16 protein-coding genes are annotated in these 15,077 nt (G+C 66.2%); 10 read left to right on the top strand and 6 right to left on the bottom strand.

Translation table 11 applies throughout. The annotated features are described in order from the left end of the window. Positions 1 to 278 precede the first annotated feature (278 nt). Positions 279 to 1,124 carry an IclR family transcriptional regulator gene (locus ACUY1T_RS09460; RefSeq protein WP_446022159.1) on the top strand — a complete coding sequence of 282 codons (846 nt, stop codon included), beginning with the start codon at positions 279 to 281 and terminating at the stop codon, positions 1,122 to 1,124. Next, positions 1,121 to 1,630, top strand: a complete 510-nt coding sequence (locus ACUY1T_RS09455; protein ID WP_446022157.1) for an Lcl C-terminal domain-containing protein — start codon at positions 1,121 to 1,123, stop codon at positions 1,628 to 1,630. The genes ACUY1T_RS09460 and ACUY1T_RS09455 overlap by 4 nt, the downstream gene beginning before the upstream one ends. A gap of 13 nt (positions 1,631 to 1,643) precedes the next feature. Here the strand turns inward: ACUY1T_RS09455 and ACUY1T_RS09450 are convergent, their stop codons facing one another. The 4 genes from ACUY1T_RS09450 to ACUY1T_RS09435 all read right to left on the bottom strand — a co-directional run bounded on the left by ACUY1T_RS09450 (position 1,644) and on the right by ACUY1T_RS09435 (position 5,269). Then, positions 1,644 to 2,162: a MarR family winged helix-turn-helix transcriptional regulator gene (locus ACUY1T_RS09450; protein ID WP_446022155.1), complete on the bottom strand. Its 519-nt coding sequence runs from the start codon at positions 2,160 to 2,162 to the stop codon at positions 1,644 to 1,646. A gap of 178 nt (positions 2,163 to 2,340) precedes the next feature. Further along, complete coding sequence (locus ACUY1T_RS09445; RefSeq protein WP_446022153.1) at positions 2,341 to 3,636, bottom strand: TRAP transporter large permease; 1,296 nt, start codon at positions 3,634 to 3,636, stop codon at positions 2,341 to 2,343. Continuing rightward, positions 3,629 to 4,186 carry a TRAP transporter small permease gene (locus ACUY1T_RS09440; protein WP_446022151.1) on the bottom strand — a complete coding sequence of 186 codons (558 nt, stop codon included), beginning with the start codon at positions 4,184 to 4,186 and terminating at the stop codon, positions 3,629 to 3,631. Before ACUY1T_RS09440 ends, ACUY1T_RS09445 begins: the two co-directional genes overlap by 8 nt. A gap of 27 nt (positions 4,187 to 4,213) precedes the next feature. Beyond that, positions 4,214 to 5,269 (bottom strand): TRAP transporter substrate-binding protein, encoded by a 1,056-nt coding sequence (locus ACUY1T_RS09435; RefSeq protein ID WP_446022149.1) that lies wholly within the window; start codon positions 5,267 to 5,269, stop codon positions 4,214 to 4,216. A 386-nt stretch (positions 5,270 to 5,655) separates the two neighbouring features. Here ACUY1T_RS09435 and ACUY1T_RS09430 point away from each other — a divergent pair, with 386 nt between their 5' ends. The 8 genes from ACUY1T_RS09430 to ACUY1T_RS09395 all read left to right on the top strand — a co-directional run bounded on the left by ACUY1T_RS09430 (position 5,656) and on the right by ACUY1T_RS09395 (position 14,426). Then, complete coding sequence (locus ACUY1T_RS09430; protein ID WP_446022147.1) at positions 5,656 to 6,624, top strand: MBL fold metallo-hydrolase; 969 nt, start codon at positions 5,656 to 5,658, stop codon at positions 6,622 to 6,624. Positions 6,625 to 6,774: 150 nt separating this feature from the next. Continuing rightward, positions 6,775 to 8,496, top strand: a complete 1,722-nt coding sequence (locus ACUY1T_RS09425; RefSeq protein ID WP_446022145.1) for an FAD-dependent oxidoreductase — start codon at positions 6,775 to 6,777, stop codon at positions 8,494 to 8,496. Next, positions 8,483 to 8,707 (top strand): DUF2783 domain-containing protein, encoded by a 225-nt coding sequence (locus ACUY1T_RS09420; RefSeq protein WP_446022144.1) that lies wholly within the window; start codon positions 8,483 to 8,485, stop codon positions 8,705 to 8,707. The genes ACUY1T_RS09425 and ACUY1T_RS09420 overlap by 14 nt, the downstream gene beginning before the upstream one ends. Before the next feature lie 72 nt (positions 8,708 to 8,779). After that, the gene (gene hmgA, locus ACUY1T_RS09415; RefSeq protein ID WP_446022142.1) at positions 8,780 to 10,090 is read left to right on the top strand and encodes a homogentisate 1,2-dioxygenase; all 1,311 of its coding nucleotides are present in this window, start codon (positions 8,780 to 8,782) and stop codon (positions 10,088 to 10,090) included. An 84-nt stretch (positions 10,091 to 10,174) separates the two neighbouring features. Continuing rightward, positions 10,175 to 11,209: a fumarylacetoacetate hydrolase family protein gene (locus ACUY1T_RS09410; protein ID WP_446022141.1), complete on the top strand. Its 1,035-nt coding sequence runs from the start codon at positions 10,175 to 10,177 to the stop codon at positions 11,207 to 11,209. A 17-nt stretch (positions 11,210 to 11,226) separates the two neighbouring features. Next, positions 11,227 to 11,871, top strand: a complete 645-nt coding sequence (gene maiA / locus ACUY1T_RS09405; protein ID WP_446022139.1) for a maleylacetoacetate isomerase — start codon at positions 11,227 to 11,229, stop codon at positions 11,869 to 11,871. A 127-nt stretch (positions 11,872 to 11,998) separates the two neighbouring features. Further along, on the top strand, positions 11,999 to 13,219 hold the full coding sequence (locus tag ACUY1T_RS09400; RefSeq protein ID WP_446022137.1) for a multidrug effflux MFS transporter: 1,221 nt from the start codon (positions 11,999 to 12,001) through the stop codon (positions 13,217 to 13,219). 4 nt (positions 13,220 to 13,223) lie between these two features. Continuing rightward, complete coding sequence (locus ACUY1T_RS09395) at positions 13,224 to 14,426, top strand: MFS transporter (RefSeq protein WP_446022136.1); 1,203 nt, start codon at positions 13,224 to 13,226, stop codon at positions 14,424 to 14,426. Here the strand turns inward: ACUY1T_RS09395 and ACUY1T_RS09390 are convergent. Beyond that, complete coding sequence (locus ACUY1T_RS09390) at positions 14,421 to 14,816, bottom strand: STAS/SEC14 domain-containing protein (protein ID WP_446022134.1); 396 nt, start codon at positions 14,814 to 14,816, stop codon at positions 14,421 to 14,423. The genes ACUY1T_RS09395 and ACUY1T_RS09390 overlap by 6 nt on opposite strands. An 88-nt stretch (positions 14,817 to 14,904) precedes the next feature. Further along, the gene (locus tag ACUY1T_RS09385) at positions 14,905 to 15,069 is read right to left on the bottom strand and encodes a DUF1127 domain-containing protein (protein ID WP_446022132.1); all 165 of its coding nucleotides are present in this window, start codon (positions 15,067 to 15,069) and stop codon (positions 14,905 to 14,907) included. Positions 15,070 to 15,077 lie beyond the last annotated feature (8 nt).

Raw genomic sequence — 15,077 nt, 5'->3', positions numbered from 1 at the left:
CAAATGTCTGCGCGAGCGAATCACTGCGTTGCGCGGTGCCGAAGCGTCGGACCGTCGGAATCCTCACATATACCCCATATGCTCCGGCTCCTGTGCTCCGTGCGCCTTGTGCTTCATCTCGCTCGCCAATTTGTCAGGCCTTTCCCGTAAGAGGATGTGAGCAAAAAAAGAAGAGTGGAAGGCATTTCCGCAATCAAGACAAGCCGACGGCGAGGCGGTATCCTGTCGCTGGCCTTCGCAGAAAGGTCCGCCAGGTCATTCGGAGAGGAAGTACGCAGGTGAGTGAAGTCAAACGCAGAACGGCGGGGCGCCCGCCCGGCCCCGGCAAGAGCGCCAGCGGCCACAGTCAATCGCTGGTGCGCGGGCTCAACCTGCTCGAGCGGCTGGCGGCCACGCCGGGTGGCCTGGCGCTGTCCGAACTGGCCGAGATGGTCGACCTGGCCCCCTCCACCACCCACCGCCTGCTGCAGGCCCTGCAGGGGCAGGGCTTCATTGCCCAGGACGGTGAACTCGGCGTGTGGAAGATCGACGTCAAGACCTTCCGCATCGGCAACAGCTTCCTCGAGGCGCGCGACTTCGTCGCCACCAGCCGGCCCTTTCTGCGCCGCCTGACCGCCCAGACCGGCGAGACCGCCAACCTCGGCATCCGCGACGGTGCCACGGCGGTGTTCCTGGCCCAGAGCGAATCGCCGCAGATGATGCGCATGATCACCCGGCTCGGCTCACGCGCCCCCTTGCACGCCTCGGGCGTGGGCAAGGCGCTGATGGCCTGGCTGCCCGACGACGAGTTCGAACGGGTACTGGCCGAACGCGGCCTGGAGCGGGTCACCGAGAACACCCTGCACACCCCGGAGACGCTGCGCGCCAACCTTGCCGAAGTGCGCCAGCAAGGCTTCGCCTGCGACCGCGAGGAGCATGCCATCGGCCTGCACTGCGTAGCGGCCTGCCTCCACGATCAGCACGGCACACCGCTGGCGGCGATCTCGGTGTCGGGGCCGGTGGCGCGCATCCCCGAAGCACGGCTGCTGGAACTGGGCGAACTGGTGCGCGAGACCGCCGCCGAGATCACTGCCCGCCTGGGCGGGCATATTCCCCAAGCCGAGCAGGCACCGGTCGGGGCATGAGCCGAAGCCGTGCAGTGCTCGTTGCGGGTCTGCTGCTGGCCTGGGGTAGCGCTCACGGTGACGAGGCGACCAGATATGACACCCGCCATACTGGCTTGGTGGTGGATTCGCGCCAACAGCTCGTCTGGATGCGCTGCAGCCTGGGCCAGCGTTTTCGCGATGGCGGCTGCCTCGGCGAGGCCGAACGCCTGCATCTGGGCGACGCCGAGGCGCGCATCGACGCCATGGCCACGGCCGACTGTCCATGGCGCCTACCGCGCTTCTTCGAACTGCGCGGCCTGATGCAGCCAGGCAATGACCGGGACGCGGCGATCGATAGCAAGGCCTTTCCCGACACGCCCTCAGGCTGGTACTGGAATCAGGTCAGCGCCGGTGGACACTCGCAGCAGGATTGCTTCGTCGACTTCGCCGGCGAAGGGCGTACGCGTTGCAACATGGCCGGACAGTTCCACCTGCGCCCGGTGATGTCGCTGGGTGACGCCGCTTCCCACTGCCTGGCGCCATGATCCAGGCGGGCCACTAGCCCTTCTCGCCTATCCGCTCCAGCTGGCGCTCCAGCTTGCGCATCACGTTGAGCAGGTCGCGATACTCACCGGCGGTGAGTGTGGCCACCAGCTCCGCCTCCCAGCCTTGAGCCTCGGGGATCAGCTTGGTCAGCAGTGCCTGGCCCGCGGCGGTGAGGTGGAGATCCTGCTGGCGCTGATCCTCGGGTGCGGGCGTGCGGCTGATCAGGCCGCGCTCCTCCAGCGCCTGGATCGCCCGCGACACGCGGGCCTTGTCCATGTTGGTATAGGTACAGATCTTCTTCGCCGTCAGCTCGTCGCAGTGGCTGAGCCAGGCGAGCACCCGCCACTGCGCGATATTGAGCTGATAGCGCTCCTCGTAAAGCTCGGCCAGCGCCTGGCTGATGCGATCGGCCAGGCTGTTGAGCCGATAGGGCAGGAACTGGTTGAGATCCAGCTCCGGCTTGGTCGATGGTTCGGCCAGGCTCTCGTCGCCCTCCTTGGCGAAGCCGGCCCGGGGCTCTTCCGTGTTCATCTTTCGATACTCCTCACCCAAGGCTCTGTCCGAAAACTGGCTACGCTCGGCCATACGGCGTTAAAAATCGGCTCAAAGTACTCATTTACACCCTGTAAACTCCGCCCTTTCGCCGATTTTTGCCTTGTCTGGCCTTCGCTCACCGCCTTTCCAGACAAAGCCTAGCGCTTGGCAGCGGTCAATAGAGCAGCTGCGGCAGGAACAGCACGATACCCGGGAACACCAGCACCAGCAACGCACGCGCCATACCGGCCACCCAGAACGGCGTCACGCCGCGGAAGATCGTCCCCGTGGAGACGTCCGGCAGCACCGCCCGCAGCACGAACACGTTCATCCCCACCGGCGGGGTGATCAGGCTGATCTCGATCACGATCACCACCAGGATGCCGAACCACACCAGGTCGAAGCCGAGCCCCGCCACCACCGGGAAGAATACCGGCACGGTGAGCAGCAGCATCGACATGCTCTCGAACACGCAGCCGAGCAGCACGTAGATGGCAAGTATCACCAGGATCACCAGGAACGGGGCGATGTCGAGCCCGTTGACGAAGGCCAGCAGGTCGCTGGGCAACCCGGCGCGGTTGATGAAGTTGGCGAAGATCAGCGCGGTGAGCACCACGGCGAACAGCATGGCGGTGGTGCGCACGGTATCCATCAGTACGTTCATCAGCACCTGGGGCGTCAGCGCGCGGCGCCACAGGGCGATCAGGAAGGCGCCCATGGCACCGATGCCCGCCGCTTCGGTGGGGGTGAACACGCCGAGGTAGATGCCGCCGATCACCAGCACGAACAGCGCCAGGGTGCTGCCGACGCTCTTGAGCGCCCTCATGCGTTCGGGCCAAGCCACGCGCTCGCCGGCGGGGCCGGCCTCGGGGTCGCGCCACAGTACCCATTTGACCGAGCCCAGGTAGAGCACGATGCCGAGGATGCCGGGGATGAAGCCGGCGGCGAACAGTTCGCGGATGCTGGTCTCGGTGAGGATGCCGTAGATCACCAGCATCACGCTGGGCGGAATCAGGATACCGAGCGTGCCGCCAGCGGCGATGGAGGCCGAGGCCAGGGTGTCCTTGTAGCCGTACTTGCGCATCTGCGGCATGGCGACCCGGCCCATGGTGGCGCAGGTGGCCAGGCTCGAGCCGCAGATGGCGCTGAACCCGCCGCAGGCGACGATGGTGGCCATGGCCTGGCCGCCCTTGCGGTGGCCGAGAAAGCCGTTGGAGGCGCGGAACAGCGCATCCGACAGGCCAGCGTGGGAGACCAGGTTGCCCATCAGGATGAACAGCGGGATCACCGACAGGCCGTAGTCCATGGCGGTGTCCACCACCCGCCGCGCGGCCATGGCCTCGGCGGCGCTCCAGTTACCGGTCAGGTAATAGAAGCCGGCGAAGCCGACGATGCCCATGGCGAAGGCCAGCGGCACGCGCAGGAATGCCAGCAGCAGCAAGGTGGCGAATCCATACAGCGCTTCAGTCATTGTCGCCTCCCTTGCCTTTGTCAGGACTGAGCGGACCGCCGCGTTCGAGTACGCCCACCCCTTCGAGCAGGTAGCCCACGGCACGCAGCAGGGTCAGCACGGCGGAGGCAGCCAGCATGATCGCCATCAGGTAGATGAGATAGCCGTTGGGAATACGCAGGAACTCGGTGACGTCACCCCACTGCATGGCACGCTCGCCGAGCGCCCACACCCGTCGGGCCATGATCCACAGCGCGCCGGTGACGATCAGGTTGACCAGCACCTGGCGGATCCAGATCAGCCGCGAAGGGAATACGCTGTCGAGCAGGTCGACGCTGACATGCTCCTCGCGCCAGCACACCACCGGCAGCGACAGGAATACCAGCGCCGCCAGCATCAGTTGGGTCAGCTCGACGGTACCGAGAATCGGTGAATTGAAGAAGTAGCGTCCGGTCACGTCCGCCGTGGTCAACAGCATCATGGCGAAGAGGGTGGCGCCTGCCACCCCCTCCAGCGTCAGCTGCATGACACGGCCGACCCGCAACCAACGCGTGGACGACGAGGTCGGCATGGTCAAGCCTCCGCGGATCGAAAGGGTTTACTGGCGTACGACACGGTCGGCGATGCCTTCGCTCTCGGCAGCCAGGGCGAGCTGCTCACGGAAGTGCGCCAGTGCCGCCTCGGCATCGATGCCACGCTCCGCCACGGCACTGGTCCAGTCGGCAATCAGCTCGTCGGTCACGCCGCGCAGCATCTCGATATCCGCTTCGGGCACCTGGGTAAAGGTGGCACCGCGCTCCTTGCCGAACTCGACGCCACTCTCGTCGGAGACGTCCATCATGTAGCCGAACAGGCGTGACAAGTGCTCGCCGGAAACCGCCTCGATCGCTTCACGATCCTCGGGCGAGATCTGATCCCAGAACATCGGATTCATGACGATGGCGAAGCTGCCGCGATAGAAGCCGCCGTCGACGGTAAGCGTATGCGGCGCGACCTCGGCCACACGGAAGCTGCGCAGGCTCTCCAGGGTGAGCATGGCACCATCGACCACGCCTTGTGAGGCCGCTTCGTAAACGCCGGTAGGCGGCAGCGCCACGCCGGTCACGCCCATGGCATCGGCCAGGCCGCTCATCACGCCACCGCCGACCCGCAAGCGCTTGCCGGCGAGCCCATCGAGGGAGTCGACCTGATCGCGAGTGAAGATCTGACCCGGGCCATGCACGCCCATTGCCAGCACGTCGACACCGCGATGCTCGCCTGCCTGGGCCAGATGCTCCTGGTGCGTATGCCAGTAGGCCGCCGCCGCATCTTCGGAAGAGAACTCCTCGAAGGTGGGGAATTCCGGCAGCTGAGTCGCCAGGAAGCGCCCGGCCATGTGGGCGTGGAAGATCCAGCTGGCGTCGGCGATGCCGTCGGCGACGATTTCCATCTGGGCGGCGGGCGGGCCCATGTCGTGCACCACTTCGACGGTCACGCGGCCTTCGGTGGCCTCTTCGATCCACGCCTTCCAGGTGGGCCAGACGATGGTGTTGATGCCGTGATTGGGGCCGCCCCAGGTGCTGACGGTAATGGTTTCCTGGGCCAGCGCAGACGTGCCGAGGCTGAGGCCGAACGCCGCCACGGCGCCGATCATGAGGCGATTTGTGTTTTTCATTGCGTGCTCCTGGGTCGTCACGGGAGGCGTGCTCGCGCCACGTGTGTACCTGCGTTGTTGTATCGCGGCTGCGCGCTTGCCAGCAGAGGGGTTAGCGCGCGACAGCCTTGTCTTAATTCACGCTGCCACCATGCCGCCAGTTAATCTCCCCTGCAACTAATTTGGCATTTTGGTGCATTAGACTTAGGTAGCAAAAAAGCCAAAAAGCCATGATCTCAGGCAAATTTTTGGCTTTCTTTCCTCTCTTGTCTCGTTGCCTGGTCCGTGGTTTGCTGGACATATAGTTTCAACAACAACTATGCTGCGTTCATTCGAGACGAACACCATGGCCAAATGACGGCCAGCGCGTCGCCCCGCGTGACGACCCTGACGAACCTGGAGGAACCATGAGCAAGAAATTCGCTTCCCACGCCGACACCGAAGAGAAGCAGGTCAGCTTCACCAAGCTGGCGGAAGGCCTCTATGCCTACACTGCCGAGGGCGACCCCAATACCGGCGTGGTGATCGGCGACGACAGCGTAATGGTGATCGACACCCAGGCCACACCGATCATGGCCCAGGACGTGATCCGCCGGATCCGCGAGGTGACCGACCTGCCGATCAAGCACGTGGTGATGACCCACTACCACGCCGTGCGCGTGCTTGGCGCCTCGGCCTACGACGCCGAGAACATCTACGCCAGCCAGAACACCTATGACTTGATCGTCGAGCGCGGCCAGCAGGACTACGAATCCGAGGTCGGCCGCTTCCCGCGCCTGTTCAAGGGCGTCGACTCGGTGCCCGGCCTGACCTGGCCCAACATCGTGTTCCAGCAGGAGCTGACGGTGTTCATGGGCAGCCGCGAGGTGCGCATCATTCACCTCGGCCGCGGCCACACCAAGGGCGATACCGTGGTCTGGCTGCCCGAGGAGAAGGTGATGTTCTCCGGCGATCTGGTCGAGTACGGCGCTACCCCCTACACCGGAGACGCCTACCACGAGGACTGGCCTTCCACCCTCGACTGCCTGCAGGCGATGAACCCGCAGAAGCTGGTGCCGGGCCGCGGCGAGGCGCTCACGAGCCCCGAGCAGTGCCAGGAAGCGATCCAGGGCACCCGCGACTTCCTCGCCGACATGTATGGAAGCGTCAAGGCGGGCAAGGCCGCCGGCAAGTCGCTCTCCGAGTGCTACGCCGAGACCTACGCCCTGCTCAAGCCCAAGTACGGCCACTGGGTGATCTTCGATCACTGCGTGCCGTTCGACATCACCCGCTGCTATGACGAGGCCGGTGGCGAATACCCCGACCCGCGCATCTGGACCGCCGAGCGCGACACCGCCATGTGGCACTCGCTGCAGGAAGTCGTCGAGAACCAGTAACGCGCTGCTTGCCCAACAACAAAGACGCGCGGCTCCGGGGGCAGGCCTGAAGAGGGTCCGATTCCAGGGAAGGAATCGGTAGCGCCCAGGGAGGGTTCACAGCGCCCTCGCACAGGCCTGTCGCCGGAACCAGCCTCGGTCGGAGGAACCATGCCATCTACCTACAACAATCCCGTCTACCCGTATCGACGCCCGGCGGAGATGGACCGTGACGACGTGCGCCACTGCCCGGTGGTGATCGTCGGCGCCGGCCCCACCGGCCTGGCGATGGCCATCGACCTGGCCCAGCAGGGCATCGCCAGCGTGGTGCTCGACGACAACAACACCGTCAGCGTCGGCTCGCGGGCGATCTGCTTCGCCAAGCGCACGCTGGAGATCCTCGACCGCCTCGGCTGTGCCCAGCCGATGGTCGACAAGGGCGTGACCTGGCAGCGCGGTCGCGTGTTCTTCCAGCAGCGCGAGGTCTACGACTTCGACCTGCTGCCGGAAGAGGGCCACCGCATGCCGGCCTTCATCAACCTGCAGCAGTACTACTTCGAGGAGTACCTGGTCGATCGCGCCGACGCGCTCAGCGACCTGATCGATCTGCGCTGGAAGCACAAGGTCACCGAGGTCGACAGCCGCCCCGAGCGCAGCGAAGTGCTCGTCTCCACCGAAGACGGCGACTACCACCTGACCTGCGACTACCTGCTGGTGGCCGACGGCGCCAACAGCAAGATCCGCGACATGCTCGGGTTGGAAAGCCGCGGCCAGATCTTCCAGGATCGCTTCCTGATTGCCGATGTGATCATGAAGGCGGACTTCCCCACCGAGCGCTGGTTCTGGTTCGACCCGCCCTTCCACCCCAACCAGTCGGTACTCCTGCATCGCCAGCCGGACAACGTCTGGCGCATCGACTTCCAACTGGGCTGGGACGCCGATCCGGAGGAGGAAAAGAAGGAGGAGAACATTCGACCCCGCGTGCAGGCGATGCTCGGCGAGGACGTGGAGTTCGAACTGGAGTGGGCCAGCGTGTATACCTTCCGCTGCCGCAAGATGGACGACTACATCCACAACCGCGTGTTCTTCATGGGCGACGCCGCCCACCAGGTCTCGCCCTTCGGCGCCCGCGGCGCCAACGGTGCCATCCAGAGCACCGAGAACCTGGCCTGGAAGCTGGCCCGCGTGCTCAAGGGGCGAGCCCCCGAGGCGCTGCTCGCCACCTACAACGACGAGCGCCAGCACGGCGCCGCCGAGAACATCCTCAATTCGACCCGCGCCACCGATTTCATTACGCCCAAGAGCCGCATCAGCCGGCTGTTCCGCGATACCACCCTGGAACTGGCCGAGCACTACCCCTTCGCCCGTCGCCTGGTCAACAGCGGCCGCCTGTCGATGCCGTGCCATTACGACGACTCGCCGCTCAACGGCCATGAAACCGAGGGCCTGCCGCTCGAACTGCGCCCCGGCAGTCCGGCCAAGGATGCCCCGATCGGCCTGGCCGGGCGGCACGCCTGGCTGCTCAACCAGCTGGGCGATCGTTTCGTGCTGCTGCTCGACGGTCGCGTCGACAGCGCTCGGGCCGAGGCGCTCAAGGCCGAACTCGAGCCGCTTCTCGAGCGGCGTGACGACCTCGATCCGCTGATCGTCGGCCCCGCACCGCATGCGCTCTCCGGGCTGCCACGCAGTACGTTGATCGAGGACGCCGAGGCGCTGGTCGGCGAGCGCTACGGCCTGACCGGCGGCATCGGCTACCTGATCCGCCCCGACCAGCACGTCAGCGCCCGCTGGCATGAGGTGACGGCCAGCGCCGTCGACGACGCCATGGAGCGCGCCCTTGGCGTCCATCTTGCCCCTTCCAGCGTACAGGGAGGCACCCATGCCACGGCTTGAACTGAACCCCAACTTCACCGACCCGGACGCCTTCTACGCCGCGCTGACCGAAGTGCATCGCGAGCGCAGCGAGGCGGAGAGCGAACGCATCAACGCCCGGCTGATCCTGCTGCTGGCCAACCACATCGGCGACCAGCAGGTACTGGAGGAGGCCCTGGCCATTGCCGGCCAGGCCGCGACACAGCGACCCAAGGAGCACGCCGGCGAGTGATCGCCGGCAGCCCCGGTTACACGGTAAAGACAACAAGTCATCAACAGGACGTTGATAAAGAGGAACCCCGAAATGACGACCCAAACGCTCGAGTACCAGAGCGGCTTTCGCAACCACTTCGCCAGCGAGGCGCTGCCCGGCGCCCTGCCCCAGGGCCAGAACTCGCCGCAACGCTGCGCCTACGGCCTCTACGCCGAACAGCTCACCGGCTCGGCCTTCACCGCGCCGCGCCACGCGAATTTGCGTAGCTGGCTCTACCGCATCCGCCCCTCGGTGGTGCAGAGCGAATACCGTCCGTTGGGCGAGAACCGCGTAGCCACTGCACCGCTGGCCAGGCCCGCCGCCGACCCCAACCAGATGCGCTGGGACCCGCTGCCGATTCCCGCCGAGCCCACCGACTTCATCGACGGCCTGCTGACGATTGCGGTGAACGGCGATGCCGGCACCCAGGCCGGCTGCGGCGTGCACGTCTACGCCTTCAACCGCGACATGACCGAGCGCTTCTTCTACGACGCCGACGGCGAGCTGCTTATCGTGCCGCAGCAGGGCAGCCTGCGCCTGCGCACCGAACTCGGCGAACTCAAGGTCGAGGGCGGCGAGATCGCGGTGATCCCTCGCGGCATGAAGTTCCAGGTGCGCCTGGCGCCAGGCTCCGATGCCGCGCGCGGTTACATCTGCGAGAATTACGGCAGTCCGCTGGAGCTGCCCGGCCTCGGCCCGATCGGCGCCAATGGCCTGGCCAACCCGCGCGATTTCGAGAGCCCGGTGGCAGCCTTCGAAGACGTGGAGGGCGACTTCGAACTGGTGGCCAAGTTCTCGGGCCGCTTCTGGGTGACCCAGCTCGGCCACTCGCCGCTGGACGTGGTGGCCTGGCACGGCAACTACGCACCCTACAAGTACGACCTGGCGCGCTTCAATACCATCAACACGGTGAGCTTCGACCACCCCGACCCCTCGATCTTCACCGTGCTGACCTCGGCCTCCGACACCCCGGGCATGGCCAACATCGACTTCGTGATCTTCCCGCCGCGCTGGATGGTGGCTGAGAACACCTTCCGCCCGCCCTACTTCCATCGCAACCTGATGAGCGAGTTCATGGGCCTGATCCACGGCGAGTACGATGCCAAGGCCGAGGGCTTCCTGCCCGGCGGTGCCAGCCTGCACAACTGCATGTCGCCTCACGGCCCGGATGCCGACACCTTCGAGAAGGCCTCCAACGCCGAGCTGACTCCGCAGCGCCTGGATGCGACCCTGGCCTTCATGTTCGAGAGCCGCTACGTCTACCATCCCACCGAAGCGGCGCTGAACGCGGATATCCGCCAGCGCGACTACGTCGACGTGTGGTCGACCCTGCGCTCGCATTTCGATCCGAAGCAGCCCTGAGCGACGAAACAGCCCTGAGCGACGAAACAGCCGAACCGGACGGGGCCGACGAGCCCCGCCCCTGACGACAAGGATTCAACGACGATGAAACTCGCTACCCTCAAGCTGGATAAGAAAGAGCATGGCCGCGACGGTGAACTGCTGGTGGTCTCCCGCGACCTGAGCCAGGCCGTCACCGCCGCCGATATCGCCGCCACCCTGCAGCAGGCCATCGAGAACTGGGACGCCGTGAGCCCCAGGCTGGAGGCGCGCTACACCGAACTCAACGACGGTCGCGCCGCGGGCGCCTTCGCGCTGGACCAGAACCAGCTGCACTCGCCGCTGCCGCGCAGCTACCACTGGGCCGACGGCTCCGCCTACCTCAACCACGTCAAGCTGGTACGCCAGGCGCGCAACGCCGAGATGCCCGAGACCTTCTGGACCGACCCACTGATGTACCAGGGCGGCGGTGACCGATTCCTGGCCCCCACCGAGGACATCGAGGCGGTCAGCGAGGAGCACGGCATCGACTTCGAGGGCGAGATCGCGGTGATCACCGACGACGTGCCCATGGCGGTGACCCCGGAGCAGGCCGCCGGCCACATCAAGCTAGTCATGCTGGTCAACGACGTCAGCCTGCGCGGGTTGATCCCCGGCGAGCTGGCCAAGGGCTTCGGCTTCTTCCAGGCCAAGCCGGCCTCCGCCTTCTCGCCGGTCTGCGTCACTCCCGACGAGCTGGGCGATGCCTGGCAGGAGGGCAAGGTTCACCTGCCACTGACGGTTCACCTCAACGGCGAGAAGTTCGGCGAGCCGGAAGCCGGCCCCGACATGATCTTCAGCTTCCCGCAGCTGGTGGCTCACGCCGCCAAGACCCGCTACCTGGGCGCCGGTGCCATCATCGGCTCGGGCACCGTCTCCAACCCCGACCCCGACGGCGGCCCCGGAAAGCCGGTCGCGGACGGCGGGGTGGGCTACAGCTGCCTGGCCGAGGTACGCATGGTCGAGCAGATCCTGCACGGCGCAGCCAAGACGCCTTTCATGCGCTTCGGCGACCGTGTGCGCATCGAGATGTTCGACCGTCAGGGCAACAGCATCTTCGGCGCCATCGACCAGCAGGTAGTGAAGTACCAGCCCAAGTGAATGCCAGGGAGGCGACCATGACCACGCTGTACGGCTATTTCCGCTCCTCGGCGGCCTATCGGGTGCGCATCGCACTCAACCTCAAGGGACTGGCGTATGATCAGGCCCCGGTCAACCTGGTCAAGGGCGAGCAGAAGAGCGACGACTTCCGCACGCGCAACCCCCAGGGGCTGGTGCCGGTGCTCGAGACCGACGACGGCGTCCAGCTCACCCAGTCGCTGGCAATCTGCGAGTACCTGGAGGAGCGCCACCCCGAGCCGCCATTGCTGCCAGGCGATGCCGAAGGCCGCGCGCGGGTGCGCTCGCTGGCCCAGTTGATCGCCTGCGAGATCCATCCGCTCAACAACCTCAAGGTGCTCAAGTACCTGGTGCACGAGCTCAAGCTGGACGACGAGGCCAAGCTGGCCTGGTACCGCCACTGGATCGCCGAAGGCTTCACCGCGCTGGAGGCAAGGCTGGCGAACGAGTCCGCCAGCGGCGCGTTCTGCCACGGCGACAGCCCGACCCTGGCGGACGTCTGCCTGGTGCCGCAGGTATTCAACGCCGAGCGCTTCGAGTGCGACCTCTCGGCATACCCGACCATCCAGCGAATTACTGCACGTTGCCGCGAACTGGAGGCCTTCTCCAAGGCTGCGCCGGGAGAACAGCCGGACGCCGGCTGAGCAATCGCGAATCGTTTCAGCTACAATAAGCAGGCTAACGACTAGCGGGCGCCGCTCTACCCAGCTCAGGCCGAGCCGGGAAGGGCGGCGCCCGCTGGTCGTTGTTCGCCTACCGAGGAGAGTCGATGTGCTGAGGCTGAAGTCCCCTGCCACGGTGGTCACGCTAGCGGCCCTGACCGCGCTGGGCCCACTGGCCACCGACATGTACTTGCCTGCCATGCCGGCCATGGCTGCAGCGCTCGACACCGGCCCCGACCAGGTGCAGCTGACCCTGAGCCTGTACATGGCCGGCTTCGCCGCCGCCCAGCTGTTCTGCGGCCCGTTCTCCGACCGCTTCGGGCGCAAGCCGGTGATGATCTTCGGCTTCAGCCTGTTTCTTGTCGCGAGCCTGCTGTGCGCCTTCGCCCCGAGCATCGAATGGCTGCTCGCCGGGCGCTTTCTGCAGGCGTTGGGCGGCGCCACCGGGCCGGTGCTGGGCCGCGCCGCGGTGCGTGACATCTACGGCCCCCTCGAGGCCGGGCGCATCCTTTCCTACATGGCCAGCACCATGTCGCTGGCACCGGCGCTGGCCCCCATCGTCGGCGCCGGGCTACTGCTGTTCTTTGGCTGGCCGTCGGTCTTCGTCCTGCTGGCACTCTATGCCGCCGTGATGCTGCCGTTGCTGATCCTGGCATTGCCGGAGCCGCTGCCGCTGGATCGCCGCCAGTCGATCCATCCTGCCGCGATACTGGCCAACTTCCGCATGCTGCTCGGCCAGCGCACCTTCATGGGCTATACCCTGACCAACTCGGCGGCCTTCTCGGGGCTGTTCGCCTACCTGTCGGGTTCCTCGTTCGTGCTGATCGAGTTCCTCGGCGTCTCACCGTTCCAGTATGGGCTGTTCTTCAGTCTGATCGTGGCCGGCTTCTTCATCGGTACCCTGCTCAGCGGACGCTACAGCCACCGGCTGGGGCGCGAGAGGCTGGTCGCGCTGGGAACGCTTGTCTGCGCCCTGGGGGGTAGCCTGATGGCGACGTTGGCACTCTCCGGGGTGTTTGCCGCCTGGGCGGTGGTCGGTCCACATATCGTGTTCATGATCGGCATCGGCATTCTGATGCCACAAACCATGTCGGGAGCGCTGGCCCCCAATCCGCACTGTGCCGGCGCGGCGTCGTCGCTATTCGGCTTCCTGCAGATGAGCATCGCCGCACTGGTCGGCGGCGCGGTGGCCCAACTGCACGACGGCACCTCGCGCACCATGGCGATCGTCGTGGCGCTGGGTGGCCTGCTCGCCATGGCCAGCTACCTGGGGCTGGTGCGGCCCGCCGAACGGGCCATGGCCCGAAAAGCACAGCGACAGGAGGGCTAGCATCATGGCCGCACCGCCCCGCCTCGTCATCCTGCTGCTTGCCCTGGCCGGCTTCGCCAGCATGGCCTCGATGCGGGTCACCGATGCCATGCTGCCGGCGCTGTCGCAGGCCTTCGAGCGCCCGGTAGCTGAGGTGGCGCAGAACATCACGCTTTTCGCCATCGCCTACGGCCTGATGCAGCTCGCCTACGGCCCACTGGGCGACCGCCACGGCACCCTGCGGGTGATCGGCCTGGCCACCCTGGCCTGTGCGCTGGGCGCGCTGGGTTCGGCGCTGGCCGAATCGCTGCCGATGCTGCTGGTGTTCCGCACCCTGAACGGCGCCACCGCCGCCGCCATCATCCCGCTGTCCATGGCCTGGGTGGGCGACAACGTGTCTTATGAGCAGCGTCAGGTGACGCTGGCCCACATGCTTTCCGGCGCGGTGCTGGGGTTGATCTCGGGGCAGGTGGCGGGCGGTTTCCTGGCCGATACGCTGGGCTGGCAGGCCGCATTCGCCCTGCTCACCTTGCTGTTCCTCGGCGCCGGGGGCTTGCTGCTCACGACGCTACACCGCCAGCCGGCCCTGTCGCCGCCCAAGGCCGATCAGGGTCGCATCGCCTTCTTTTCCCGCATACGCGAGGTTTTGCTTCTCTCTCGCGCTCGACGCATCCTGATTCTGGTGTTTCTCGAGGGCATCGCCGCCTTCGGCGCCCTGGCATTCGTGGCCAGCCATCTCTATACCCGGCTGAACGTCTCGCTGACCCAGGCCGGCCTGATGGTGGCACTGTTCGGTGTGGGCGGGCTGATCTTCGCCGCCCTGGCGCGGCCGTTGGTGGCCAGGCTGGGCGAGCCGGGCCTGGCGGCGGGTGGCGGCGTGTTGATGGGGCTCGGCTTCGTCGGGCTGGCACTGGCTTGGCTACCGGCCGTGGCCACTGCCAGCGCCTTTGCCGCCGGGCTCGGCTTCTACATGATGCACAGCACGTTGCAGATCAACGCCACCCAGATGGCCCCCTCCATGCGCGGCACCGCCATGGCGGTATTCGCCGGCTGCCTGTTCCTCGGCCAGTCGGTGGGCGTCAGCCTCGGCGGGCTGGTGCTACGCCTGGCCGACAGCCTGTGGCTGCTGGCCGGCGCCGGGCTGTGGCTGCTGGTCCTGGGGCTGACCTTCGCCTGGCTGCTGCGCCAGTGGCACGACGAGCGGACCACTGCCGCCACAGCCTCATAGCCGGCCGTTGATCAAATCGCTGCGAAAGCCGGCGACCCAGCGCATGGCCTCCTCCAGCTCACCGGCATGGAAAAGGCGCGCTTCGGTGTTGGGGAACAGCTTGCCGGCCAGCTTGGTGGTCGTCTCGATCCAACGCTTGTCGGCGATCACCGCGGCACGCTTGAAGCGGTGATACTCGCCCAGCTTGCTCATGGCGTAGGCGAGATCGCGCAGCAGGGCGCCGGCCGTCATGTGGTCGAAGTCGGTCATGTCGGCCAGCACGCCGATATGCTCGTTGTACTCGAGCTTCGACTCGATGGCAGGGATCAATACGTCATAGTCCGCGCTGTGCAGCGTGCCCGATATACGGAACGCCGCCACGTACTCGGGAGCGGGCAGTGTCTCGATCATGACTGGCTCCTCCTTGGCTGCCTGTTGGTTCGTCCCCTTCCTTTTAAGGCATCGCGCGGCGTCGCGGGTTCCCGCCATGTGCCAGGCCTCAACGCCAGAACGGCTTGCGCACCTCACGCGCGATGGTGTCCCGATCCAGACCGATGTCGGCCAGCAGGTGGTCGTCGAGATGGCGCAGCTCTTGTCGTGAGCGATGGCGCTGTTGCTGGTCCTTGATCCAACGGGATAGATGAATGAAGCGTTCGATAAACATGGCGGCGT

It is taken from the genome of Billgrantia sp. Q4P2, assembly GCF_052806135.1.
Note: the sequence above shows the minus strand (reverse complement) of the source record. Positions and strands in the feature narration are given on the sequence as shown.

What these genes read in the sequence shown, in the direction of transcription:
- ACUY1T_RS09455 (WP_446022157.1), top strand. Translation starts at nt 1,121, where the DNA reads ATGAGCCGAAGCCGTGCAGTGCTCGTTGCGGGTCTGCTGCTGGCCTGG.
- ACUY1T_RS09450 (WP_446022155.1), bottom strand. Translation starts at nt 2,162, where the DNA reads ATGAACACGGAAGAGCCCCGGGCCGGCTTCGCCAAGGAGGGCGACGAG.
- ACUY1T_RS09445 (WP_446022153.1), bottom strand. Translation starts at nt 3,636, where the DNA reads ATGACTGAAGCGCTGTATGGATTCGCCACCTTGCTGCTGCTGGCATTC.
- ACUY1T_RS09440 (WP_446022151.1), bottom strand. Translation starts at nt 4,186, where the DNA reads ATGCCGACCTCGTCGTCCACGCGTTGGTTGCGGGTCGGCCGTGTCATG.
- ACUY1T_RS09435 (WP_446022149.1), bottom strand. Translation starts at nt 5,269, where the DNA reads ATGAAAAACACAAATCGCCTCATGATCGGCGCCGTGGCGGCGTTCGGC.
- ACUY1T_RS09430 (WP_446022147.1), top strand. Translation starts at nt 5,656, where the DNA reads ATGAGCAAGAAATTCGCTTCCCACGCCGACACCGAAGAGAAGCAGGTC.
- ACUY1T_RS09425 (WP_446022145.1), top strand. Translation starts at nt 6,775, where the DNA reads ATGCCATCTACCTACAACAATCCCGTCTACCCGTATCGACGCCCGGCG.
- ACUY1T_RS09420 (WP_446022144.1), top strand. Translation starts at nt 8,483, where the DNA reads ATGCCACGGCTTGAACTGAACCCCAACTTCACCGACCCGGACGCCTTC.
- hmgA (WP_446022142.1), top strand. Translation starts at nt 8,780, where the DNA reads ATGACGACCCAAACGCTCGAGTACCAGAGCGGCTTTCGCAACCACTTC.
- ACUY1T_RS09410 (WP_446022141.1), top strand. Translation starts at nt 10,175, where the DNA reads ATGAAACTCGCTACCCTCAAGCTGGATAAGAAAGAGCATGGCCGCGAC.
- maiA (WP_446022139.1), top strand. Translation starts at nt 11,227, where the DNA reads ATGACCACGCTGTACGGCTATTTCCGCTCCTCGGCGGCCTATCGGGTG.
- ACUY1T_RS09395 (WP_446022136.1), top strand. Translation starts at nt 13,224, where the DNA reads ATGGCCGCACCGCCCCGCCTCGTCATCCTGCTGCTTGCCCTGGCCGGC.
- ACUY1T_RS09390 (WP_446022134.1), bottom strand. Translation starts at nt 14,816, where the DNA reads ATGATCGAGACACTGCCCGCTCCCGAGTACGTGGCGGCGTTCCGTATA.
- ACUY1T_RS09385 (WP_446022132.1), bottom strand. Translation starts at nt 15,069, where the DNA reads ATGTTTATCGAACGCTTCATTCATCTATCCCGTTGGATCAAGGACCAG.